This window comes from Halomonas sp. MCCC 1A11062 (genome assembly GCF_021404355.1).
GTDB classification, from domain to species: Bacteria; Pseudomonadota; Gammaproteobacteria; order Pseudomonadales; family Halomonadaceae; genus Halomonas; species Halomonas aerodenitrificans.
Genome location: NZ_JABFTW010000006.1, coordinates 12,268 through 35,151 on the forward strand (window position 1 = coordinate 12,268; position 22,884 = coordinate 35,151).

General features: G+C 62.9%; 21 protein-coding genes and 1 pseudogene. 11 read left to right on the forward strand and 11 right to left on the reverse strand.

Annotated elements, in window-relative coordinates; all coding sequences use genetic code 11:
* Positions 1-201: 201 nt before the first annotated feature.
* Positions 202-1,311, forward strand: a complete 1,110-nt coding sequence (gene ada, locus HOP58_RS08070; protein ID WP_234260054.1) for a bifunctional DNA-binding transcriptional regulator/O6-methylguanine-DNA methyltransferase Ada — start codon at positions 202-204, stop codon at positions 1,309-1,311.
* A gap of 7 nt (positions 1,312-1,318) precedes the next feature.
* Here ada and HOP58_RS08075 read toward each other — a convergent pair whose 3' ends face one another.
* Positions 1,319-1,861 (reverse strand): Lrp/AsnC family transcriptional regulator, encoded by a 543-nt coding sequence (locus HOP58_RS08075; protein WP_267963352.1) that lies wholly within the window; start codon positions 1,859-1,861, stop codon positions 1,319-1,321.
* A 67-nt stretch (positions 1,862-1,928) separates the two neighbouring features.
* Between HOP58_RS08075 and HOP58_RS08080 the strand changes: the two genes are divergently transcribed.
* Both HOP58_RS08080 and HOP58_RS08085 read left to right on the forward strand, forming a co-directional pair.
* On the forward strand, positions 1,929-3,098 hold the full coding sequence (locus HOP58_RS08080) for an MFS transporter (protein WP_234260055.1): 1,170 nt from the start codon (positions 1,929-1,931) through the stop codon (positions 3,096-3,098).
* A gap of 23 nt (positions 3,099-3,121) precedes the next feature.
* On the forward strand, positions 3,122-3,517 hold the full coding sequence (locus HOP58_RS08085; protein ID WP_234260056.1) for a VOC family protein: 396 nt from the start codon (positions 3,122-3,124) through the stop codon (positions 3,515-3,517).
* Positions 3,518-3,595: 78 nt separating this feature from the next.
* Here HOP58_RS08085 and HOP58_RS08090 read toward each other — a convergent pair whose 3' ends face one another.
* The 3 genes from HOP58_RS08090 to HOP58_RS08100 form a co-directional block, all read right to left on the reverse strand.
* On the reverse strand, positions 3,596-5,560 hold the full coding sequence (locus tag HOP58_RS08090) for a tripartite tricarboxylate transporter permease (protein ID WP_010629809.1): 1,965 nt from the start codon (positions 5,558-5,560) through the stop codon (positions 3,596-3,598).
* Between the two features lie 85 nt (positions 5,561-5,645).
* On the reverse strand, positions 5,646-6,761 hold the full coding sequence (locus tag HOP58_RS08095) for a tricarboxylate transporter (RefSeq protein WP_234260057.1): 1,116 nt from the start codon (positions 6,759-6,761) through the stop codon (positions 5,646-5,648).
* Positions 6,762-6,819: 58 nt separating this feature from the next.
* Positions 6,820-7,953, reverse strand: coding sequence for a 4-oxalomesaconate tautomerase (locus HOP58_RS08100; RefSeq protein ID WP_010629807.1), 1,134 nt, complete (start codon positions 7,951-7,953; stop codon positions 6,820-6,822).
* A gap of 144 nt (positions 7,954-8,097) precedes the next feature.
* Between HOP58_RS08100 and HOP58_RS08105 the strand changes: the two genes are divergently transcribed.
* Positions 8,098-9,006 carry a LysR family transcriptional regulator gene (locus HOP58_RS08105; protein WP_010629806.1) on the forward strand — a complete coding sequence of 303 codons (909 nt, stop codon included), beginning with the start codon at positions 8,098-8,100 and terminating at the stop codon, positions 9,004-9,006.
* Here HOP58_RS08105 and HOP58_RS08110 read toward each other — a convergent pair.
* Positions 9,001-9,579: a TetR/AcrR family transcriptional regulator gene (locus HOP58_RS08110; RefSeq protein ID WP_010629805.1), complete on the reverse strand. Its 579-nt coding sequence runs from the start codon at positions 9,577-9,579 to the stop codon at positions 9,001-9,003. The genes HOP58_RS08105 and HOP58_RS08110 overlap by 6 nt on opposite strands.
* A 128-nt stretch (positions 9,580-9,707) precedes the next feature.
* On the opposite strand from HOP58_RS08110, the gene HOP58_RS08115 reads away from it, so the two are divergent.
* Both HOP58_RS08115 and HOP58_RS08120 read left to right on the forward strand, forming a co-directional pair.
* Positions 9,708-10,736: an NAD(P)-dependent oxidoreductase gene (locus HOP58_RS08115; protein ID WP_234260058.1), complete on the forward strand. Its 1,029-nt coding sequence runs from the start codon at positions 9,708-9,710 to the stop codon at positions 10,734-10,736.
* Complete coding sequence (locus tag HOP58_RS08120; protein WP_234260059.1) at positions 10,733-11,731, forward strand: NAD(P)-dependent oxidoreductase; 999 nt, start codon at positions 10,733-10,735, stop codon at positions 11,729-11,731. Before HOP58_RS08115 ends, HOP58_RS08120 begins: the two co-directional genes overlap by 4 nt.
* A gap of 106 nt (positions 11,732-11,837) precedes the next feature.
* On the opposite strand, the gene HOP58_RS08125 is transcribed toward HOP58_RS08120, so the two are convergent.
* Complete coding sequence (locus HOP58_RS08125) at positions 11,838-12,737, reverse strand: helix-turn-helix domain-containing protein (RefSeq protein ID WP_234252634.1); 900 nt, start codon at positions 12,735-12,737, stop codon at positions 11,838-11,840.
* 196 nt (positions 12,738-12,933) lie between these two features.
* Here HOP58_RS08125 and HOP58_RS08130 point away from each other — a divergent pair, with 196 nt between their 5' ends.
* Positions 12,934-13,929 carry an EamA family transporter gene (locus tag HOP58_RS08130; protein ID WP_234260060.1) on the forward strand — a complete coding sequence of 332 codons (996 nt, stop codon included), beginning with the start codon at positions 12,934-12,936 and terminating at the stop codon, positions 13,927-13,929.
* On the opposite strand, the pseudogene HOP58_RS08135 reads toward HOP58_RS08130, so the two are convergent.
* A pseudogene (locus HOP58_RS08135) lies at positions 13,916-14,707 on the reverse strand (helix-turn-helix transcriptional regulator). The gene HOP58_RS08130 and the pseudogene HOP58_RS08135 sit on opposite strands and share 14 nt — an antisense overlap.
* A 121-nt stretch (positions 14,708-14,828) precedes the next feature.
* Between HOP58_RS08135 and HOP58_RS08140 the strand changes: the two are divergent.
* The gene (locus tag HOP58_RS08140) at positions 14,829-16,418 is read left to right on the forward strand and encodes an MFS transporter (RefSeq protein WP_234252637.1); all 1,590 of its coding nucleotides are present in this window, start codon (positions 14,829-14,831) and stop codon (positions 16,416-16,418) included.
* On the opposite strand, the gene HOP58_RS08145 is transcribed toward HOP58_RS08140, so the two are convergent.
* Entirely contained in the window at positions 16,411-17,013 is a 603-nt protein-coding gene (locus HOP58_RS08145; RefSeq protein ID WP_234260061.1) for a TetR/AcrR family transcriptional regulator, read from the reverse strand. The genes HOP58_RS08140 and HOP58_RS08145 overlap by 8 nt on opposite strands.
* A 114-nt stretch (positions 17,014-17,127) precedes the next feature.
* Between HOP58_RS08145 and HOP58_RS08150 the strand changes: the two genes are divergently transcribed.
* Entirely contained in the window at positions 17,128-17,868 is a 741-nt protein-coding gene (locus HOP58_RS08150; protein ID WP_234260062.1) for an SDR family oxidoreductase, read from the forward strand.
* A gap of 53 nt (positions 17,869-17,921) precedes the next feature.
* On the opposite strand, the gene HOP58_RS08155 is transcribed toward HOP58_RS08150, so the two are convergent.
* Positions 17,922-18,626, reverse strand: a complete 705-nt coding sequence (locus HOP58_RS08155) for an NAD(P)H-dependent oxidoreductase (RefSeq protein ID WP_234260063.1) — start codon at positions 18,624-18,626, stop codon at positions 17,922-17,924.
* 147 nt (positions 18,627-18,773) lie between these two features.
* On the opposite strand from HOP58_RS08155, the gene HOP58_RS08160 reads away from it, so the two are divergent.
* Complete coding sequence (locus HOP58_RS08160; protein ID WP_234260064.1) at positions 18,774-19,703, forward strand: LysR substrate-binding domain-containing protein; 930 nt, start codon at positions 18,774-18,776, stop codon at positions 19,701-19,703.
* Positions 19,704-19,777: 74 nt separating this feature from the next.
* On the opposite strand, the gene trpA is transcribed toward HOP58_RS08160, so the two are convergent.
* Entirely contained in the window at positions 19,778-20,623 is an 846-nt protein-coding gene (gene trpA / locus HOP58_RS08165) for a tryptophan synthase subunit alpha (protein WP_234260065.1), read from the reverse strand.
* Positions 20,620-21,825 (reverse strand): tryptophan synthase subunit beta, encoded by a 1,206-nt coding sequence (gene trpB, locus HOP58_RS08170; protein WP_234260066.1) that lies wholly within the window; start codon positions 21,823-21,825, stop codon positions 20,620-20,622. Before trpB ends, trpA begins: the two co-directional genes overlap by 4 nt.
* A gap of 114 nt (positions 21,826-21,939) precedes the next feature.
* Between trpB and HOP58_RS08175 the strand changes: the two genes are divergently transcribed.
* On the forward strand, positions 21,940-22,836 hold the full coding sequence (locus HOP58_RS08175; RefSeq protein ID WP_234260067.1) for a LysR family transcriptional regulator: 897 nt from the start codon (positions 21,940-21,942) through the stop codon (positions 22,834-22,836).
* Positions 22,837-22,884 lie beyond the last annotated feature (48 nt).

Sequence of the window (22,884 nt, forward strand, 5' to 3'; positions counted from 1 at the left end):
CCCCATACCCACCTTGCCGATGCTGAGGTAAGCCCTCACTCCGCTTCTTGCCGTCAAAAAAATGAGCGGCTTGGTGATGCTATGCTGCGTTTGTCAGCGAATAGTCAGTTCACTTTGAAAGCAAGAGATGGAGTGTGCCAGGCGGGGATTGGGCTCATCCTGAACTCTCGGAGAACGCCGAAGCCACCGCGGGGGCCCGCCATGACCGAAACAGCCAGCGACTCACTTGCCGCCTTCGATTCCGATGAGGCGAAATGGGCGGCAGTGTCGAATCGTGATGCCAGCGCCGATGACGCTTTCGTCTACGCGGTACGCACCACGGGCATCTATTGCCGCCCGACCTGCCCGTCGCGTCGGCCACGTCGCGAGAACGTGGAGTTTCATGCCGACGCGGCGGCGGCCGAGCGGGCCGGCTATCGGCCTTGCCGGCGCTGCCATCCTCAGGAAGGCTCGCTGGCGCAGCGCAACGCCGAGCGCATTGCCCGTGCCTGCCGGCTCATCGAAGCCGCCGAGGACCTGCCTTCTCTCGATGAGCTGGCACAAGCCGCGGGGCTGAGCCGGTTTCATTTCCATCGGGTGTTCAAGTCGGTCACCGGGCTCACTCCCAAGGCCTACGCCGTCGCCTGTCGTGCGGATCGTGTGCGCCAGACCATGACGCAGCGTGAGACGGTCACCGAGGCGATGTACGAGGCGGGCTTCAACTCCAGCGGGCGTTTCTATGCCGGCGCCGACCGCATGCTCGGCATGACACCGAAGCGTTACCGGGCGGGCGGCCAAGGCGCCGAGATCCGCTTCGCGCTGGCCGAGTGCAGCCTGGGAGCGCTGCTGGTGGCGGCAAGCGACAAGGGCATTTGCGCCATCTCCTTGGGAGACGACCCTGAAGCTTTGCTGCGCGAGCTGGAAGACCGCTTTCCTACGGCCAGCCTGATCCCCGGCGATACCGCCTTCGATGAATGGGTGGCCACGGTAGCCGGCTTCGTCGAGGCGCCCGAGGGTGCGCTGTCTCTGCCGCTGGACGTTCGTGGCACTGCCTTTCAGCGGCGTGTCTGGCACGCGCTGACCGAGATTCCCATCGGGACGACGCTAAGCTATGCCGAGCTGGCGACTCGTATCGGTTCGCCCAGGGCGGTGCGTGCCGTAGCACGGGCCTGTGCGACCAACACCTTGGCGTTGGCGGTGCCCTGCCACCGGGTGGTACGTAGCGACGGCGCGCTATCCGGATACCGCTGGGGCGTGGAGAGAAAGCGCACGCTGCTCGAGCGTGAGGCGGCACTGGCGGAGGCCGCCGTAACGGAGAATCTACGGGAATGAAGTAAATTCATCGCGGAGCTTCGTCCATGGGCGGCTCTTCCAGTGCCTCGGTTATGCCCGCTTGAGGCGTGCGTTCCAGATAGGTGGAGAGCACCACATAGCTGCGCGTGGCCTTGATGCCCGGCATGGCGTAGAGCCTCGCGAGCAGGCCCTCCAGCGCCCGACTGCTGGCGCAGCGCACCTTGAGCAGGGTGCAGGTGTCGCCGGCCACCGAATGGATCTCTTCCAGTTCGGGCAGTTCGGCCAGCGCTCTGAAGGTGCGGCTCTTGCTGCCCCCGGTGGTATCGACATGCACGAAGGCCAGGAAAGGCTTGCCGGTGGCGGGGCCGTCCAGCACCGCCACCGTACCGCGAATGCGCCCCGTGGCGCGCAGCCGCTTGACCCTTTCATGTACAGCCGGTGCCGACAGCCCCACGCGGCTGCCCAGTTCGGCATAGCTGAGCCCGGCGTCCACAGCCAGCTCGCCTAATATTGTTCGGTCGAAGGTGTCCAGAGGGCGGGCTGCTGGTCCCTTGTCCCGAACGATTTCTGTTTCTTCAGAATTCGGCATTTTCGTGATTGCTCCGAACGTGATTCCTTTCTTCAATGTTAATCTCGAACCCTATATGGAGCGAGCCGTGATCTCTCGTCGCGTACTCCTGCTGACCGCCGCCATTGCCGTGATCGGTGCCAATTCGCTGGCGCTGAGCCCTATCGCCGCCACGGTGGCGGCATCGTTTGCGGGCCGCAGCGCCGCCGATGTGGTAACGGCCGCGGCGCTCTATGGCCTGGCCACAGCGTTTAGTGCACTGATGCTGGCTTCGCTGAGCGATCGTATCGGCGCCGAACGTGCCTTGATGTGGGCGCTGCTGGTGCTGTCGGCTTCCCTGGGTGCCGCTGCGCTTTCGCCGGCGCTGTGGATGCTGATCGTCGCCCAGGCGCTGGCCGGCCTGGCGGCGGGCGTGGCGCTGCCGGCGATCTATACCCTCACCGCTCAGGTGGCCGAGAAGGGACGCGAGAGCCAGACGCTGAGCTTCGTGCTGACGGGATGGACGCTGAGTCTGGTGGTCGGGGTCGGCCTGGCGGCGCTGTTGGCCGATCTGTTGCACTGGCGTGCCGTCTTCTCCCTCCTGGCGCTGGCTGCCGTGGGGCTGGCGCTGGGGATCTCGCGTTGCCACGATTGGGGCGTGAGAACGGTCGGTGAGGCGCCGAGCTCCACTCTCAAGGCCCTGCGAATTCCCGGCATTCATCCGGTGCTATTGAACGTAGCGGCCTACATGACGGCGTTCTACGGCTTGTACACCTATCTCGGCCCACACCTGGGCGAGGTGCTGCAGCTTCCCACGTCCTTCGCCGGGCTGGCGATTGCCGTCTATGGCCTGGGCTTCGGCGCTGCCGCACCGCTGGGGCGGCTGGTCGACCGTTACGGTGCGACCGCCGCCGCCTGTGTCACCTTTGCTGGCTTGATGCTGGTCTACCTGGGGTTGATGATAACCGCCGCTCTTCCACCGGTGTTGCTGGCGCTTTGTCTTGCCTGGGGCGTGGCCAATCATCTCGGCTTGAACCTGCTCATGCGCCAGCTCGCCGAAATAGACCCGGCGCAGCGGGGAGCCATCATGGGGCTGTATAGCGCCATCACCTATCTGTGCATGTTTGTCGGTGCGCTGCTCTATCGGCCGATCTTCACCCACTTCGGCTTTGCCGCCTGCGCCTGGGCCTCGGCAATGCTGGTGCTGCCGGCCCTGGGCTGGGCACTGGGCCAGTGGCGCAAAAAGCAGACTGCACTACGCTGCCATTCGGAAACATGAGTTGGTAAGGGAGGTATATCAGCATGATCGCCTACACCATGGTCGGAACCCGGGACCTGGAGCAAGCGCTGACATTCTACGATCCACTTTTCGCTGAAATGGGCTGGGACGTATGCTGGAAAGACGAGGCCTGCGTCTCCTACGGCAAAGAGAGTGACCTCGACTTCCCCAGGTTCATTGTCGGCTATCCCTTCGATGGTCATGAAGCCGGTGTGGGGAATGGCATCATGACCGCCTTCCAATTCGCGAAACCGGAGCAGGTCGACAGGCTGTACGAAATTGCCATCAGCAACGGAGGCAGTGACGAAGGCGCTCCCGGATATCGGCCTCAGTATGCCGAAGGCTTTTATGCGGCCTATGTGCGTGACCGTGATGGTAATAAATTGGCCTTCGTCGTCTATCCGAGAGAGGCGGAATAATTCAGTCTCATTGGCGATGCTTCCGAGAGAAAACGAACCGCCGCGCAATTGAGCGGCGGTTCGTTCTTGAGTGACACCTCAGCCGAACAGTAATGGATCGATCAGTCCGCTCGGGTAGGTCAGGGTTAGCAGTTTCGCCATGCCTACCAGGAAGATCGCCACCCCAGCAGACATGGCGATAGCCACCCACGGTTTGAGACGTGCGATGAACATCAGGAAAGCCAGACAAAACAGCGTTGCGGTGGTGACGAGGCCGAACGTCAGGATCGCTCCGACCAAGGCGAAGAAGCCTGCCAACCAGACGACTTGCTGAAGTAGAGGCTGGTGTTGCCACGCTGGCTTACGGACAAGGCTGCGCAGGATTTCCAGCAGACAGGCGACGCCCATGATTGCCAGGGCCAGTCGGGGCATGAGGCCACCAAGCAGGCTGAGGTCGGCAAGGTGGAACCAGCCATAGGTGGCCATTCCCAGCAGAGCAGTAAAGATCACCAGATCAATGCCACCGATGGTTATCGGCTTGCTGCCGGTCGCAGGTGCTTCCCCAACCGCAGGCGCTTGCTCGGTATCGGTCGACCGGAGCTTACGCCAAAGCTGACGAAACATGGGCAAGAACAGGGCGGCGAGGATCATGGCGCCGATGATCAACACACCTGGGCGCATGAAGGCAGCGCTGCCTTGGAACTGAACGGCTTGGTAGAAGTAGGCTTCAGCGCCAGGTGCCAGGACGAAGCCGATCAGGAAAGCGGGGCGTGACCAGCCGGCCTGCTTGAACAGGACGCCAAGGGCACCGATCGCGCCGAGGGCCAGGAGGTCTCCCGGGGAGCGTGTTGCCTGGAAGGCCGCAAACATGATCAGCACTGTGATCAGAGGGGCCAGGATGACGAAGGGCACGCGGGTCAAGCTGGCAACTGGACGCGCCAGGCCCAGGCAGAACGCTGCACCGATGATGTTGGCCAAGGCCAGCGACCAGATGATGGTATAGGTCAGGTCTAGATTGGTCTCGATCATGCTGACGCCTGGCTGCAAGCCTAGCAGCAGCAGACCACCCAGGAAGACGGCGGCGGTGCCCGAGCCAGGCACGCCGAACAGCAGAGTGGGCACCATGGCGCCAGAGGCGCAGGCATTGTTGGCGGCTTCCGGTGCGATGACCCCGCGGATGTCGCCGTGGCCAAACTTGGATTTATCCTTGGCGCTCTGTACGGCATGGCCATAGGTCATCCAATCCACCACCGAGCCGGCGAGGCCGGGAATCGTGCCCAGCAGGCTACCGATGCCTGCACAGCGTGCTACCAGGCCACGGTTCTTGCCGACATCTTGGAGGCCTTGTTTCCATCCCTTGCCGAGTCGGGTGCGTTCCCCGGCGATGGCGCCACGCTTGACCAGCAGGTCGATGATCTCGGGAAGTGCAAAGATCCCAAGACCGATCACTACCAGCGGTACGCCATCGAAGAGATAGTTGATCTCGAAGTTGAGACGGAACTCCCCGGTGGCTGGCGCCATGCCGATGGTACCGATCAGCAGGCCCAGGCCGCAGGCGGCGAGCCCTTTGAGCAGGTCGCGTCCGGAGAGCACCGCTACCATCGATAGCCCGAGCAGGGTCAGCATGAAGAGCTCGGAGGAGGAGAACGACAGCACCACCGGCCGGGCGATCAGAATGAAACCCGTCAACACGGCGGCGCCGATCAGGCCACCGATCATCGAAGAAAGGAAGGCACTGGAAAGAGCCCGTGCCGCCTGGCCGCGCTTGGCCAGGGAGAAGCCGTCGATGACGGTGGCCTGGGAGGCGCTGGAGCCGGGAATGCCCAGCAGCACCGAGGCAAAGGTATCGCCGGTGGGAATCACGGCGACCAGACCCATCAGCATGCCGAGGGCGACACTCGGCTCCATGCCGTAGAGGAAGGGCAGCAGCAGCGCCATACCTGCGATGCCGCCGAGACCGGGAATGATCCCAACCACTAGGCCTACCAACACGCCGAGGACCATGTAGAGCAGATGATCCAGAGTGAACAGCTGCCCCAGACTGGAGAGAAGAATATCGAACATGAAATGCGGCTCTCGTGTTATGCGGTGAGTTGAACCCAAAGGTATCGGCCCTTGTCGCCAAGGGACCGATGCCCGTTCTCACGCGTCAGATACTCGCGCCGTGCTTAGTTTTCAGCCAGTCAGCCAGCCACTCGCGAAGATCGTCATCCAGCGCCATGGCTTGTTCGAGATGTCTCTCGACGACATCGCCAACGATCGGGGTGTAGGGGCCCAAGTGGGCGTCAGCCTCCTGCTTGAACTGTTCGGTCTCGACGAACTCGAGGGCCGCTTCCCGGTAAATCTCGACGAGCTGATCAGGCGTGCCTTTGGGCACCATGATCAGCTTCTGCAGCGTGAAGCCTGAGGCGAAGAACTTCTCATAGGCTTCATTGGCGGTGCCGCTCGGGGCCTCACCGTTGAGGTTTTCATAGACTTCGGTAAAGGTCGGCAGGTCGGGGAACGCCGGATCGCGCTCGATCTGCCCTTCTTCGTTCAGTACACCGAGCGAGAAGAGCGGGACGGCACGGCCCGACTCCACCAGGGGGGCCACACTGCTCAGATAGGCTGAGGTGGTCTGGAAGTCGATGTCCGCTTCGCCACGCTCGAAGGCCAGGCGACCCTCGCCACGGCCTTGCATGCCGGAGACGGCCTGAACGTCGACACCCAGCATATCGAGAGCGATCAGCACCGGCAGCTCGAGTCCGGTGTGACTTTGCACCGCCAGCTTGACTCGCTTTTCCAGCAGGGCGGCAATTGCGCTCTCGCTTTCCTCACCCAGGCTGGGCTGGGCGTAGACGACGCCACCGGTCGGGGTTGCCAGGATCGGTGTCCAGGTGGAGTAGTCGTAGCGTACCCGCCGGTCCCCGAGCATGGCGGGAAACTGGGTCGAGGCGGAGGTGCCTAGCCAGTCACTGCCGTCGCTCCTGGCCCGCGTGGCAAAGAGGTTGGCACCGTTGATTGAGCCGCCGCCCGGCACGTTGTCGATTGAAATGGTGGGCTCACCTGGAATGTGTTCGCTGAGCCAGGGGGAGAAGAAGCGGGCCCAGACATCGGTGCCACCGCCGACGCCGAAGGGAATGGTCCACTTGATGGTGCTGGGCACGTTTGCGTCCTGGGCTTGCACGGGGGTGGTGAGCGTCAAACCAAGCCCGGCAATTGCCAGGCTAAGGACGGCGGCTTTTTTCAACCGGCCAAGTGAGTTAGTGGTCTTGTGAGTGTTCATGGCGTGCTCCTGGGTTGTTGTCGTTTGTGGGTGTCAGGTCACCCGTTGATGGTGATGATCAATTGGTCTGCAGTGCAGGCATTGTCTCACTGGGTGTCGTTGAGGCGGTGTAGAAGATCGTGCCGCTCATGATCTTTCTGGCGGTACGAATCAGCGATACACGCGCGATAACGTTGGCATTGCCTTGGCGGTGCTCGACGTCGAGGTCGATGTAGCCGGATGGATGCTCCAACCTCACCTGTGCCAGGCACTCACCCTCGGTCATCCGTCCACTTTCTACTGCGATGCGGTTGGCGATGGTGCCGGGAACGCTGACCGCCGAGGCGACGGCAATGGCTCCGGTAACGGCGATGGCTTTGTGACAGCGGTGGGGGACGAAGTAACGTGCGCACAGTGTGCTAACGCGGTCACGCGCTGCGGAGAGAAGTACTGGCTTGGGCAAGACACCGTTGCTGACGTCGCCCAGCCCCATATTCTGTCCTGCCTTGCGTCGAATGCTTTCGAGCTGCTCGAGAAAAGCGCTATTGGCATCCAGTTCGTCAGGGGGTTCAGCGCCACTTAGGCCGAGGTCCGCAGCGTCGAGCATGATGATCGGCGTTGCCGCGTCGAGACAAGTGACGGCGACGCCTTCGATCGAGTCGCAGGCCTTTCCTGTCGGCAGCAACGCGCCGGTCTTGGAACCCATGATGTCCAAGAAGCTGAGTTGAATCCCGGCGGCACTTCCGGGCACGCCGCTGATGGATGTGTTGCCCTCATAGCAGACCTGGCGGCCCGGCGTGGGGACGTGGCATTCGATCAGGCGTTGGGTGTTGAGATTGCGCACTCGCACCACGGTCTTGCCCTCCTGGGGTTCCACCAGGCCCGTCTCGATCGCGTAGGGGCCGACCGCCGAGAGCATGTTTCCGCAGTTCGGGCTGAAGTCGACGCGGCGATTGAGGACGTCGACTTGGGCAAACAGGTAATCGACGTCGGCGTCGGCATGGGAAGAGCGTTCCACGATGGCAATCTTGCTGGTCAGCGGATCCCCGCCGCCGATGCCATCGATCTGCAGGGCGTGGCCTGAGCCCATCAGGCTTAGCAGGATCTCGGCCTGGGCGTCCTGGCCACTGGGAAGGTCGCTCATGCGCAGGAAAGGGCCTCGGGAGGTGCCGCCGCGCATGATCATGCAGGGAATGCTATTCATCATCGTCATGCCACATCGCGTTTGGGAATCGTGATGTGAGCATGTCAGCGAGCAACTAATGCTTCAAATGCAAATAAATCCTTATATTGATTCTATATCTGCATTAATGTGTTATATTTATCAATACATATTATCCTATGCAAGAGTGCATCGATGACACATCGCCTGGAATTCCTTGATCTTCAAGCCTTTATATTGGTTGCAGAGCTGGGTTCATTCCATGAGGCTGCGCAGCGTCTGCATTTGTCTCAGCCGGCATTATCGCGACGCATTCAGAAGCTCGAGGAGCTTTTGGAAGTCGAGCTGCTCGAACGCACCACCCGCAGGACACACCTGACGCCGATTGGAGCGGATTTTCTGCCGCGCGCCAGGCGTATGATCGAGGAATATGAGTCGTCGATTCTGAACATGCGAGAACTGGCGACGCACCAGAAGGGCACGGTCACGATCGCCTGCCTACCCACCGCCGCTTTTTACTTCCTGCCAAGCGTAATTCGCGGCTTCAGCGAGGCTTGGCCGGGTATTCGCATTCGCATTCTCGACGTCAGTGCCAACGAGGGGCTGCAGCGGGTCATCAACGGCGAGGCCGACTTCGGCATCAACATGTTCAGTGCACAGAGCGCGGAGGTTTCCTTCACACCGCTATTACGTGATCCCTTCGTTCTGGCCCTGAGATCCGACCATCCGCTGGCGGCCAAGAAGAGTATTCAATGGGCGGATCTCGAGCAGGTCAGATTGATTACCGTCAGTCGCGACAGTGGAAATCGTACCCTGCTGGACAATGCACTTTCAGCCGAAGGCATTCGGCTGAACAGCTTCTACGAAGTTCAGCACCTCTCCACCTCACTTGGCCTGGTCGAATCCGGGCTTGGCGTGGCGATTCTGCCCAAGATGACAATGCCCGGCCCGGACCATGACACGCTCTGTTCGCGTGAACTTCCCGAACCCCGCATCCAGCGAACCATCGGTCTGGTCAGAAGCAGTTCCCACAGTATTTCCAGCACGGCTCAGTTGTTCATCGACATGCTTCTCGAGCACTGGGGGAATTCCACGGACTCATGATTTCAACCAGCACACGATGAGCGAGGCGAGGCAACTGGCGGCTGTCGCCATGTCGGTGTGGCCGCGGATCATCTCCTTCGATATCGCTTCGCCTGCGCCGATGATGCCGATGCAGCGCATTCGCAGCGTCCCTTCGTCAAGGTTGCAGTAAGGGCGTAGTGCCTCCTGGTAGAGATCTACATAGTGATCGAGCAGTTCTTGCTGCACTGCTTCCATCTCTTCGGCGCCCTTCAGAGCCGCCGATAGGGCATGCCATTCCGACCCGACATCCGTATAGCACTCCATATAGGCTCGTCCCACGACCTGGGCAATGCTCTCCAGGTGGCGTGGCGCCTTGTCGAGCGCAGCGAGAAAAGCCACCTCCTTGGCATGATCGAGCTGTCGGTACATGACGATGAGCAGGCCGGCTCGCGTGCCGAAGTGCTCATAGGCAATGGGCTTGCTGACGCCGGCGCATTCGGCCAGATAACCCAGGGTGAGAGCATCGGTGCCTTCTTTCTGCACGATGTCGAAGGCTGTCTCCAGCAGTTGCTCGCGGCGCTCGGCCTTCGTCAGTCTTCTTGGTTTGGTCATGCCTAACTTCCTGCTTCTCTCGAGTATCTCGCTTCCATGACGTCGCACAGCATCCTTGACGAGGATAACCTACCTTGCGTAACCTGCAAAAGGTAAGTTACTAATCGTAGGCTTTAGAGGGCACTGTCATGTCTCGACGAATCGAGGATCCGGTTCTGCTCATTGGTGGCTCCGGCGTGGTGGGAGAGAAAGCCGCCGGAACACTGCGGCGCTTGTATCCAGAATTGCCGCTTGCCATTGGTGGGCGTGACATGGCCAAGGCCACTGCCATCGCCCAGGCGCTGGGAAAGGCCGAGGCGACAAGAGTCGAGCTTGGAAAGGCTGGGCTGGGGTTGGCGGAAAGCCAGAGGTTCCGTGCCGTGGTCACCTTCCTGAAGGACGATACCCTGAGCTCCTTGCGCTATGCCCAGCAGCAGGGAGTGCCGCATCTGGGAATTTCGACCGCGGCGTTCGAGATAGCCCCGGAGGTTGCACTGCACATCAATGCTCCCGAGCGTTCGGCCATCCTCATGATGAGCAACTGGCTGGCTGGGAGTGCGACGCTTTCGCTGCTGCATTTGGTACGAGACTTTGCCACGGTTCGGTCTATCCGAATTGCCGCGGTACTCGATGAGCAGGACATGGGCGGGCCGGCGGCTCATGCCGATTACGTACGCCAGACCGGTGCCGTCACGAGTGCGATGATGCGCGAGTCGGGTAAGTGGCTATGGGTGCAAGGGGAGAGGGCACAACGTACGTTCACCATGCTGGATGGAACGCCCGTGACAGGAGCCGCCTTTGGCAATCTCGACCTGCTCAGCATGATGGGAGCCACCGACGCAGAGTCGATCCGTTTCGACTTTGCTCTCGGTGAAACCTCCAGCCGTCGCCGGGGTGAGCCATTTTCCACCGAGATCCTGCTCGAGGTCAGTGGACAGGGGCGGGACGGCAGCCCCCGCCATGTTCGGCAGGGCATCGTGCACCCCGCGGGTCAGGCGCCGCTGACGGCACTGGGCGTGGCGCTCGGCGTGGAGCGCCTGCTCGGCCTTGACGGTGCAACGCCGGTGGCACCGGGGCTCTATCTACCCAACAGCCTTCTCGATCCGGCTTATTTCGTGCAGCGCATGCAGGAGTTCGGAGCCCGCTTCCATGATCTCGAGCCGGAGGTTGGACCATGAACGCTTCAACCCTCGACCCCGTGCTGCTGATCGGTGGCGCCGGCCGTGTCGGATCACGAGCCGCCCGTTCGCTGCGCAGCATGCACCCTGAGCTGCCGATCGCCATCGCTGGGCGTGACCTCGGCAAGGCCCGCCAACTGGCCTCGGAGGTCGGGCATGCCTCGGCCGTTGCCGTCGACCTGGAGCGGGCCGACCTTGGGCTGGATGGGAGCGCCGCGTTCAGTGCCGTGGTCGTACTGTTGAAAGACGACTCGCTGAACGCGCTGCAATTCGCACAAGCGCATGGTGTGCCGTATGTGGCGATATCCGACTATGCCTTCGACATCGGCCCGGAGGTGGCAATGGCGATTGCACGGCCCACAGCGTCTCCCGTGCTGCTGCTCGGCCATTTTCTGGGCGGCATCGCCGTGCTGGCGACCTTGCATGCCGTACGCGATCTACAGCGAGTGGATAACATCGAGATGGCCGCCATTTTCTCACCGGCAGACATTGGTGGGCCGACGGCCCAGGCGGATATGGCGCGTGTCGCGGGTATTGCGCCCCATCCGCTGATGCTCGTAGACGGCCATTGGGTCTGGGCTGCAGGAGCGGAAGCCCAGCGTACCTTCACCGATATAGACGGTATGACTCTCCAGGGGCAGGCTTATCCGTTGCTGGATGTTGTCAGCTTGGCAGCAGTAACCGATGCCATGTCGGTACGTATCGATGCGGCCATGCGCGAGGATGAGGAGGCGTCTCCCGGCCATCGTCTGATCATCGATGTCGCAGGGGTGGGGAGGTGTGGCGAGTCGCAGCGTACCCGCTGGGTAATCGAGGATAGCGACTTTCACCAGGGCATGAGCGGCATGGGCCTGGCTTTGGCCATCGAACGCCTGCTGGGTCTGGATGGCGGCAAGCCGGTCGCCCCTGGGCTCCATCATCCGGAAACGATCCTGGATCCGGAATCGGTCATGAACCGCCTCAAGGAATGGGGTGTGAGGTTCCATTCTTACTAAGGGCGGGTTAACCAAGCTGCCAACGATGAGATCCGCCACTATGTCCACGGAATGCGACTGCTCACGCTGCTGAGCCGAACGGGAAGCTTGCCGACTTTCGGAACAGCTACGTTTCTGTCGGGGGCTCCGGTATCTGGGCAGGTGTCGACTCCCTCAGTCGAGAGGGGGCGATCCCCTTGGCCTGGCGAAAGCGACTGGCCAGGTGGCTCGAGGAGCTGAAGCCGCAATCCAGCGCAATCTCGGCTAGTGGTAACGGCGTCTCGTGCAGCAGTGTCTCGGCCCGCGCCAATCTGCGTTGGAGCACGTACTGATGAGGGGATAGCCCCTGGCTCTGCTTGAACATGCGGGCGAAGTGATACTCGCTGAGCTGAACCTGAGCGGCCAGCTCGGCGAGGGGCAGCGGCCGGTCCAGGTGGGCCTCGATATAGTCGAGCACCTGCCGCAGGCGGTAGGGCGCCAGCCCGCCGCGGGGGCTTGGCAGCACTCGTTGGCGCTGGCTGTAGGACCTGAGCAAATGCACGAGTAGCAGGGTGGTGGCGCTGTCCAGAGCCAGGCGGTCGGCCCGCTCCTGCCAGTTGAGGGCAAGCAGCCACTGACGATACAGGCTCGCGATCAACGGGTCGTCGGCGAAGGTCTTTTCATCCAGCAGCAGGCCGGTGGCGTCCTTGTCCCAAACCCGCTCTGCCAGTCCTGCCAGGTGCTTGTCGGTGAAATAGAGGTGAACGAACTCGAGAGGGCCGCGGACATCCCAGGTGGATTCGTGCTGGCTGGGCATCAGGCAGAAACGATCAGGAGCGCCGCCGTTGCGCCAGCCGGAGGAGGTCTTGCGGTAGGACTCGTAACCATCGGCCACGTAAAGGCTCAAGGTGTGATGGGTCGGCTTGTCGAGCGCGATGTGGTCATTGCAGTTGTACCACTGGGAAAGGCCGATTCCGCCGTCGAGTTGGGCGGCGCGTTTCAATTGGGCATGGTGTTGTCCCAGACGCTCGAAGACATGGTACTGCATGGCCCCTTTCTCCCTCGGCCGCTAACCGCTTGGCTCGATGCTTGGCTCGATAGTAGCTGGCCGCCTGGAGCGGGCCAAGCGAAGACCGGCAGGATCGCGAAAAAGCGCAAGAATCGAATGTCCGGCGCAAGAAGCTGAATGCCTGAGACCGCTGAGAGACGCACACTTGGTCGTTTGAATACCGAGGAGTGCGAGCATGAACCTGTTGCTCTATGCGACCACCGTGCTGATCTGGGGTACCACCTGGATCGCCATTGCCCTGCAAGTCGGCGAGGTGCCGGTGATGCTCTCGGTCTTCTATCGTTTCGCTCTGGCCGCCGGCGTATTGCTGCTATGGCTATCGGCCAGCGGTCGGCTGCATCGGCTAGGTGTGCGCGATCATCTGTTCTGCGCTTTGCAGGGCCTGTGTGTGTTCTGCCTCAATTTTTATTTCTTCTATACCGCCTCCGCCTATATCACCAGTGGTTTGATTGCGGTGGTGTTCTCCATGGCGGTACTGTTCAACGCCGTCAATGGTGTGCTCTTCTTTCGCCAAACCATCACGTCGCGGCTGCTGCTGGCAACCTCTTTGGGCCTGATCGGGATGGTCTGTCTATTCTGGCCGGACATCTACCGTGGTGGGCTGGATGCCAGCGTGCTGTTCGGCTTGGGCTGCGCGTTGGTAGGAACCTATGGTTTCTCCCTCGGCAATATGCTCAGTTTGCGTCATCAGCGGCGCGGCCTGGACCTGCTCTCCACCAACGCCTACGCCATGGGCTACGGCGCCCTGATCATGCTGGCGCTGGTCGTGATCAGCGGTACGCCCTTCGTGGTGGATACCTCGCCTACCTATGTCGGCGCCTTACTCTATCTGTCCATCTTTGGGTCGGTGATCGGCTTCGGCGTCTATTTTGCCTTGGTGGGCCGGATCGGCCCCGGTCCGGCGGCCTACGCGACCCTGCTGTTTCCTCTGGTCGCCCTGGGTATCTCCACTCTGGTGGAAGGCTATCAGTGGACGCCGTACGCCTTGGTGGGACTGATGACGATCCTGGTCGGGAATGGCGTGATGTTCTACAAACCGCGCTCCAAGTCGGTGGCGAAAGAGACGAGAGTCGCGGCAGCGATGAACCGTACCAGCAAGGCTGTGGTGGCCGGTTCGACTCTGGAAGGTGACATCGAAAGCACTGTCCGGTGCCCGGTCAGTCGGCAGTGAAGTAAACCACCATCCTGAGATGTCGGTGCTCATCCACCAGCAGCGTGGTGTGTTCATACGTCTGCGTAGCCGAGTCGGCGTCGATGAGCGTGCCGATGCCGTAGCGATAGGCTTCGTGGTTGGGCTGCTCCCACCAGCGCCGAAAGTCCGGCGACAGCTTGGCGAGCGCTTCGATCAGCTCCTGCATGGCGGGATCTTCGGGGGCGGCGGCCAGATCGCAGCGAAACTGGGCCAGTAGGCGGGAGGCGTCCTGACGCTAGTCGGGAAGGCATCTGCGCAGCGCCGGATCGGCGAACAGCAGACGCATCATGTTGTGCCCGCCGGGCGCCCTGTCGCTGAAGCCGAGCAGGGCATCGGCGGCGGCGTTCCAGGCGATGATGTCCCAGCGCAGGTTCATCACGTAGGCGGGCCTTGGCATGTCGTCCATCAGGCTCTGCACCAGGGGCGGAATTTCCTGCCACTGGTATGCTTCCACCGGCGGCGGGCGGCGATGGGCAAGCAGGAACAGGTGGCAGCATTCGGCGTCGTCGAGCTTGAGGGCCTTGGAGACTTTCAGCACGAAGCTCTCCGAGACGTTGATATCGCGCCCCTGCTCGAACCAGGTGTACCAGGTCAGTCCCACCCCGGCGAGGGTGGCCACTTCCTCGCGCCGCAGCCCGGGCGTGCGCCGACGCCCGGTGGAAGGCAAGCCGACGTCGGCCGGCGTCAGCTTGCTGCGATGATGAATCAGGAACTCGGTGAGTTCGCTGCGGGTTCTGTCGAGGCTGCGTCCGGCCATGGCAGTGCTCCAGGCAGTTACCTGTAGTAGTTACTCATAGTAATAGGATAACTGGCTATATTGTAACCCTATCAGTATGGGCCAAGACTACCATGCCAACCCTACGGAAAGGAGGCATGGCATGGTTTCCCTCGATGAAGCGTCAGGCTCGCGCATCGCCCGGCAGCGTGCGGGCATCAAGGAGTGGGCCGGTCTGGCAGTGTTGGCGCTGCCCACCGTGCTGCTCGGTCTCGACGTCACCATTCTCTATCTGGCCCTGCCCGCCCTGGCGGCGGATCTGCAGCCGAGCAGTACTCAGGCGTTGTGGATCATGGATGCCTACGGTTTCATGATCGCCGGCTTTCTGATCACTATGGGCACGCTGGGTGACCGTATCGGCCGCCGTCGGCTGCTGATGATCGGTGCCGTGGCCTTCGGCATCACGTCGGTGATCGCCGCCTATTCCACCAGTGCTGCCATGCTGATCGCCGCCCGCGCAGTGCTGGGCGTGGCCGGCGCGACGCTGATGCCCTCGACCCTGGCATTGATCAGCAACATGTTCGGCGACGTGCGCCAGCGCGCCCTGGCCATCGGCGTGTGGGCCACCATGTTCGCCCTGGGCATGGCACTGGGGCCGGTAGTCGGCGGCGTATTGCTCGAGCGCTTCTGGTGGGGGGCGGCCTTCCTGGTGGCGGTGCCCGTGGTGGCCGTATTGCTGATCGCGGCGCCGATTCTGCTACCGGAGTATCGCGCCAAGCGCAGTGGTAGGCTGGATCTCGCCAGCGTGGCGCTATCGTTGGCAGCCGTACTGCCGGCGGTCTACGGCATCAAGGAACTCGCCAAGTTGGGGCTCGAACCGGTTCCCGTTCTTGCCCTGGCGCTGGGTGGCTTGATGGCGCTCGTTTTCGTGCGCCGCCAGCAGCATCTAAAAGACCCGCTGCTCGACATGCGGCTGTTCGGCAGCCGCACCTTCAGCGCCGCGCTGATCGTATTGCTGGTGGGGCTGGTCGGCGTGTCCGGCGTGATGCTGCTGGTGACCCAGTACCTGCAACTGGTGGCGGGGCTCACACCGCTGGCGGCGGGGCTGTGGATGGGGCCGCCGGCGCTCGCGATGGTGCTGGCGGGCATCATGGCGCCGCTGATTGCCCGACGCATTCGTCCCGGCTACGTGGTGGGCGCCGCCTTGGCGCTCTCCACCCTGGGCTACTGGCTGCTGGCCGCCGTCGAAGTGAACGCCAACGGGGTGGGCATGGCGATAGCCGGGTTCTCATTGGTCTATCTCGGCCTTGGCACTATCGCCGCCCTGGGAACCGATCTGGTGGTGGGTGCCGCACCGGCGGAGAAGGCCGGCTCGGCCTCGGCCATGTCGGAGATGGTGCAGGAGCTGGGAGTGGCGCTGGGTGTGGCCCTGCTCGGCAGTCTGGCCACCTTCGTCTATCGCGCTCAGGTCAGCGCGACGATGGCCGGTGGCGAAGCTGCCGAGGCGGTGGGAGTCGTGGAGGAGAGCCTATGGGCCACCGTCTCGGCCGGCGATAGCCTGCCTGCCGGCGTACTGCTGGAAGCCCAGCAGGCCTTTACCGCGGGGCTGAACGTGACCGCCACCGTGGGCGGCATCGCCATCCTGGCGCTGGCGGTGGTTTCCATCGTCAGCCTGCGCCATGTCGGGGCGATAGGCGGAGACGTACAGGAACAGCCAACTGGGAAAGGTGAGCCCTGCTCGCCGGTCAGCTAGTCAGTGCTTCCCAGCTCGCCATGGCGCAGTCGGCAATGCGCAGCAGGGTCTCGCGCGAGGCGCCGTCGCGGGCCTGGATCGACATGCCGTGCTGCACGGTGACGAAGTAGCTGGCCAGGGCGCGGCAGTCCGTCGAGGCGGGTAGCTCGCCTTCCTCGACGGCACGCCTCAACCGGCGCTCCAGCAGGCAGCCGTTCTCCTTGCGGTGGGCCTTCAAGGCATCGCAGACCTGGGCATTGGCCCCCTGCATCTGCGGGGCGGCAAGCACGATCATGCAGCCGCGAGGCGTATCGCCGCGGGTGAATGCCTCGGCCGTGGCATGCAGTACGTGCGCGATGGCGGCATGTGCCGTCGGCGCCGTCTCCACTTGCTCCCAGATACCGCTGCCTTCCGTCTGGACGTAGAGTGCCACCGCTTCGTGGAACAGTGCCTCCTTGCTGCCGAAGGTGGCGTAGAGACTGGGTGCTTTGATGCCCATGGCCCGGGTCAGGTCGGCGAGCGAGGCGTTGTCGTAGCCCCGGGTCCAGAAGACTTCCATGGCCCGGCGCAGGGCCTCTTCCCTGTCGAAGCCGCGGGGTCTACCGCGCTGAGGCATGTCTTGCTCCTTTTTTGTATCGATAACTACAAAATATCTTGACAGCGGCTTGGCTGTCTAGCCATCTTGTTTGTGTATCGATCACTACATAAATTGCTTGAACGGAGACGAGACATGCAGCAACTCAGCGGAAAGGTAGCGATGGTTACCGGTGGCAGCCGCGGCATCGGTGCCGCCATTGCCCGGCGTCTGGCAGCGGAAGGGGCAAGCGTGGCGGTGACCTACGTCAACGGAGAAGCCCAGGCGCAGTCGGTGGTGGACGAGATCGTCTCGGCAGGTGGGCGGGCCATGGCGATTCGTGCCGACAATCGTGACGACGCGGCGCTTAAGGCCGCCGTCGAACGCACGGTGGCCGAGCTAGGCGGGCTCGATATCTTGGTCAATAACGCGGGCATCTTCCCGTCCGGGACGATCGAGGAAGTCACCTTGGAGGAGCTGGATCGCACCATCGCGATCAACCTGCGGGCGCCGGTAGTGACCGCCATAGCGGCGGTGGGGCATATGCCGGAGGGTGGGCGCATCATCACCATCGGTAGCAACCTTGCCGTTCGGGTGCCCTGGTCCGGCATCAGCCTCTATGCCATGAGCAAGGCGGGCCTGGTGGGGCTGACCAAGGGGCTGGCGCGTGATCTTGGGCCAAGGGGCATCAACGTCAGCATCGTGCACCCAGGCTCCACCGATACCGACATGAACCCCGCCGATGGCGAGCTCTCCGACCCCCAGCGTAGCTTGATGGCCATTCCCCGCTACAACGAGGCCGACGACGTGGCCGGCCTGGTGGCCTGGTTGGCCGGCCCGGAGGGCCGTTCGATCACCGGGGCGGAGTTCACCATCGACGGCGGTGCCAATATCTGAAGAGTTACCCTCTACTAGCTTGTGTGCCGACCCGGTGGGCCGGCACACGCTAATCAAGCGGGGTTGGTAAGGAGGGTTTTCATATCCAGGCTCGCCGTCAATTCTTCCACCAGAGCGTCGATCTCTCTCTCGGCCTGGGCCAGCGAGGCCTGCAGGCGCTCGCCGCCGAACTCGTCGTATTCCGCCGCGATGCCGTGCACGTCGTCGACGCCCAGGTAGCCGAATACGGTGCGAATGTGCGGCTCGACATGATTGGCCTGGGCCATGCGCTCGCCCGGTTCGTAGCCGTAGTCGCCGCGGGAGCTCAGCACTACCAGTTTCTTGCGCATCTCGGTCAGCATCGGCCAGTAGGGCAGCCCCTGGCGTGAGCGGTCGAAGCCGAAGGTGCGCCCGACCCGTACGATATTGTCGATATAGGCCTTGAAGCCGGCCGGGACGCCGAAGTTGTACATTGGCACGCCGGCAACGATCAGGTCCGCCTCCAGCAGTTCGTTGACCAGAGTATCGCTCTCGGCAAGGGCGTCATGCATCCAGGGTTCACGCTCCTCCGGCTTGGTGAAGGCGGCGTGAATCCATTCGCCGGTCACGGGGCGCGGCGGATACTGGCCCACGTCGCGATAGAGGATGCGATCGCCGGGGCGGGCCTTCATCCATTGCGCGACGAAGTGCGCGCTGAGGCGCCGGGAGTGGGAGCCATGCGGATCGATACCGGAACGGCCGGAGCGGGCGCTGGCGTCGAGGTGGAGTAGTGTGATCATGAACGTCTCCTGACAAGAAGAACTCAACTCGGATGATGCGTGGGAGACAGGATCGGTTCATGATGCAAGGCTGACAAACGACCATTTCTTGAAGGATGGAATAGCTGGGCTTGTCCATAGGCTGGGCTTTTCGATAAGGAGATGTCGGTGAACCGACGCACGCTGCCGTTATCCCAACTGCGCGCCTTCGAAGCGGCGGCGCGTCATTGCAGTTTCAAACGGGCCGCCGAGGAGCTGGCCGTCACGCCGGCGGCGGTCAGCCATCAGGTGCGCGATCTGGAAGCGCTGCTGGGAGTGGCGCTATTCGAGCGCCGCGTTCGCCAGGTTGTGCCGACCCCGGTCGCCATGCAGCTGCTTCCTGTGCTGCAGCGTGGCTTCGATGCCTTCGGTGAAGCGCTGGAGGCGCTGCGGGAGCAAGGTGATGGCGGTAGCGTAACGCTCTCCTGCACGCCGGCCTTTGCCAGCCAATGGCTGTTGCCGCGCCTGGCCGACTTCCATGCGCGGTGCCCCGATACCGATCTGCGCATCCACGCCAGCGAGGCGCCGCTGGATCTATCACGTAGCGCGTCGCTGGCGATTCGCTATGGCATGGGGCCTTATCCGGAGCTCGAAGCCGAGGTACTGGCCGAGGATGCCTTTGCTCTAGTGGCCAGCCCACGGCTGGCACTGACAGGGTATGAAGACCTGAAGGTAGTGCGTCACATCGTCTTCGACTGGCACTGCTCCACCTTGGGACTGCCCTCTTGGCAGCACTGGTGCCAGGCGGCAGGCCTGCCCCAGGCCGACCTCGGCGCAAGCTTGAGCTTCTCTGACGAGAGCCATGCCATCCAGGCCGCCATTGCCGGTCAGGGGGTGGCATTGCTGAGTCTCACACTGGTGAAAGCGGAGCTTGAGCGCGGCGTGCTTCAGGTGCCCTTCGGGCCGAGGCTGCCGGGGCTGCGCTATCAACTGGTCCGGCATCACCGGTTTGCCGGGCATGCGGCGCTGGAGCAGGTTGCGGCGTGGCTGCGCGAGGAATTTGCCCGAGACTTCGGCGGGGGGAGCGAAGCCATACTGGACAGGCCTGCCCACCACTGATTGGGTCAGGTCGGGGCAGGACTTTTCCGGTGGGATGCAGCAGGAGCCGCGCTGCTTAGTCTTCCCGAATCGCTCTAGGTGTCGGCCGCCCGGCGCACGCCTTCGGCCAGTTCACGCACCAAGCCATGAACCGCCTGAACGGCACCATGTCGAGTCTCTGCGCTATTGATGGCTTCTACCAGCGCCGAGCCGACTACGACGGCGTCACTGAATCGGCCAATCGCCGCTGCCTGTGCTGCATTGCGAATGCCGAAACCGACGGCAATCGGCAAGCGGCTACGCTCGCGCAGCTGGCCCACCATGCGCTCGACGTCGTGCACGACAGGTTCGCGCCCGCCCGTTACACCGTTCATCGAGACGCAATACAGAAAGCCCGAGGCGTTATCCAGCACCCGGGGCAGCCGCTTGGCATCGGTGGTCGGCGTGGCGAGGCGGATGAAGGCAATGCCGTGTCGCTTGGCCGGAAGGCATAGCTCTTCATCGTGCTCGGGTGGCAGATCGACCACGATCAAGCCATCGACACCGGCGCGGGCAGCGTCCTCGAGGAAGCGCTCCACGCCGTAGCGGTAGATGGGGTTGTAGTAGCCCATCAGCACCAGCGGCGTTTGCGACTCCCGTTGGCGGAAGGCGTGCACCAGCTCGAGTGTCCGAGCCATCGTATGCCCACCCTCGAGGGCGCGTAGCGTCGCCTTCTGGATGGCAGGGCCATCGGCCATGGGATCGCTGAACGGCATGCCGAGCTCGATCACGTCGGCGCCTGCCGCTGGCAGCCCCTGGAGGATTTCCAGCGAGGTCTCGAAGTCGGGGTCGCCGGCGGTGACGTAGGTTACCAGGGCAGGCCTTTTCTCCGCCCTGAGCGCGGCAAAGCGCTCGTCCAGGCGAGTGGTGTCGTTCATGGGGCTCTCTGTGGCGGCGTTCATTGAAAATTCTCCCCGAGATGTTTGGCTACGCTGATCATGTCCTTGTCGCCGCGTCCGCTCAGGTTGACCACCATCAGGTGGTCGCGGGGCAGCGTCGGTGCCCGCTTGGCGACTTCGGCCAGGGCGTGGGCCGATTCGAGCGCGGGAATGATCCCCTCCTGACGACAGCAGAGCTGGAACGCCGCGAGCGCTTCGTCGTCGCTGATCGAGACATAGTCGACGCGGCCCTGCTCATGCAGCCAGGCGTGCTCCGGGCCGATGCCGGGATAATCGAGCCCGGCCGATATCGAGTGGGCGTCAATGATCTGGCCATCCTCATCCTGCAACAGGTAGGTGCGATTGCCATGCAACACGCCGGGCGTGCCGCCGCTGAGGCTTGCCGCGTGCATGCCGGTGTCGATGCCCTTGCCGCCGGCCTCGACGCCGATCATCTGGACCGACTCATCGGCGAGGAAGGGATGGAACAGGCCCATGGCGTTGGAGCCGCCACCGATGCAGGCGACGAGAGAGTCGGGCAGGCGTCCTTCCATCTCGAGGATCTGTGCGCGGGTCTCGCGTCCGATCACCGCCTGGAAGTCACGCACCATGGCGGGGTAGGGGTGTGGTCCGGCCACGGTGCCGATGATGTAGAAGGTGTCGTCGACGTTGGTCACCCAGTCGCGCAGCGCCTCGTTCATCGCATCCTTGAGCGTGCCGGTCCCCGTCGTCACCGGAATGACCTCGGCGCCGAGCAATTTCATGCGAAACACGTTGGGCTGCTGGCGTTCGATATCGGCCGAGCCCATGTAGACGACACAAGGCATGCCGAAGCGTGCCGCGACGGTGGCAGTGGCGACGCCATGCATGCCGGCGCCCGTTTCGGCGATGATGCGGGTCTTGCCCATCCGCTTGGCGAGCAGGATCTGGCCGATACAATTGTTGATCTTGTGAGCTCCAGTGTGGTTGAGCTCCTCACGCTTGAGATAGATCCGGGCACCGCCAAAGTGCTCGGTAAGACGCTCGGCAAAGTAGAGCGGGCTGGGCCGGCCAACGTAGTCGCGCTGAAAGTAGGCGAGCTGGCGCTGGAATTCGTTGTCCTGCCGGGCCGCATCGTATTCGGCCTGAAGCTCGTTAATCAGCGGCATCAACGTCTCGGGGACGAAGCGGCCGCCGAAACGGCCGAACATGCCATGGGCATCGGGCTGCATCGAAAGGTCGGTCATAGGTTGCCTCGAAGGTTCAGGGGAGCTTTCGACGAAACTAACGCAGACAGGCGGGGCGAAAAATCGATAAGATGGCGGCCATATGTGAGCTAGAGTCACAAATCGATGCACTCCATGCCTTCCCTCAGCGCCCTGCGCGCTTTCGAGGCCACCGCGCGGTTGGGTAGCGTCACGGCCGCGGCGCATGAACTCAGCGTGACTCACGGTGCGGTGAGCCGTCAGCTGCGAAGCCTGGAAGAGCACTTCGGCGTGGCGTTGTTCACCAAGGCGGGGCGCGGCCTGCAGCTCACCAATCACGGGGAGCGGCTGCAGCACGGCGTTGGCGAGGCGTTCCTGCGCCTGCGTGACAGCTGCACGCAGTTGAAGCGTGACGTCGAGTCGGCGCCGTTCATCCTGGCCTGTCCGGGTAGCCTGCTGGCACGCTGGCTCATTCCACGGCTCGATCGTCTGCATCGTGCGCTGCCGGAACTCAAGCTGCATGTCGTCGCCAGCGAGAGTGAAGCTACCCCGGGAAGAGGCGAGGTAAGCGCAACGCTGACGTTTGCCGAACCGCCATGGCCGGCCGACCTGGAGGTGGTCGAGTTGGCAGCGGAACACATCGGTGCGGTAGTGAGCCCGCAGCTGGCCGCTCGGTTCGATCCGCAGCGGCCGGCGACGCTTTTTGACATCAAGCTGCTGCATACCGCCTCGCGCCCACAGGCCTGGCCGCACTGGGCGCGTGCGCATGGACTCGATTCGGCGCGTCTCGACCGGGCGCTGGCCGAAGGGCAGGGCTTCGATCATCTCTATTATCTGATCGAGGCGGCAGTGGCCGGATTGGGGGTGGCGATAGCCCCCCGGCTGTTGGTCGAGGACGAGCTGCGTCAGGGACGGCTGATCGCTCCCTGGGGCTTCGTCGAGACGCCTGCCCGGCTGTGTCTGTGGCTTTCACCCACGGACAATCGACGCTGCAGCGCTCGGCTCATCGAATGGCTCAAAAGTGAGCTGAACGACATGCTCTCATCGCGGTAACCGGAGACTGCCTGGGAACATCGCGTATCTCCCCGCACTCGATTACGT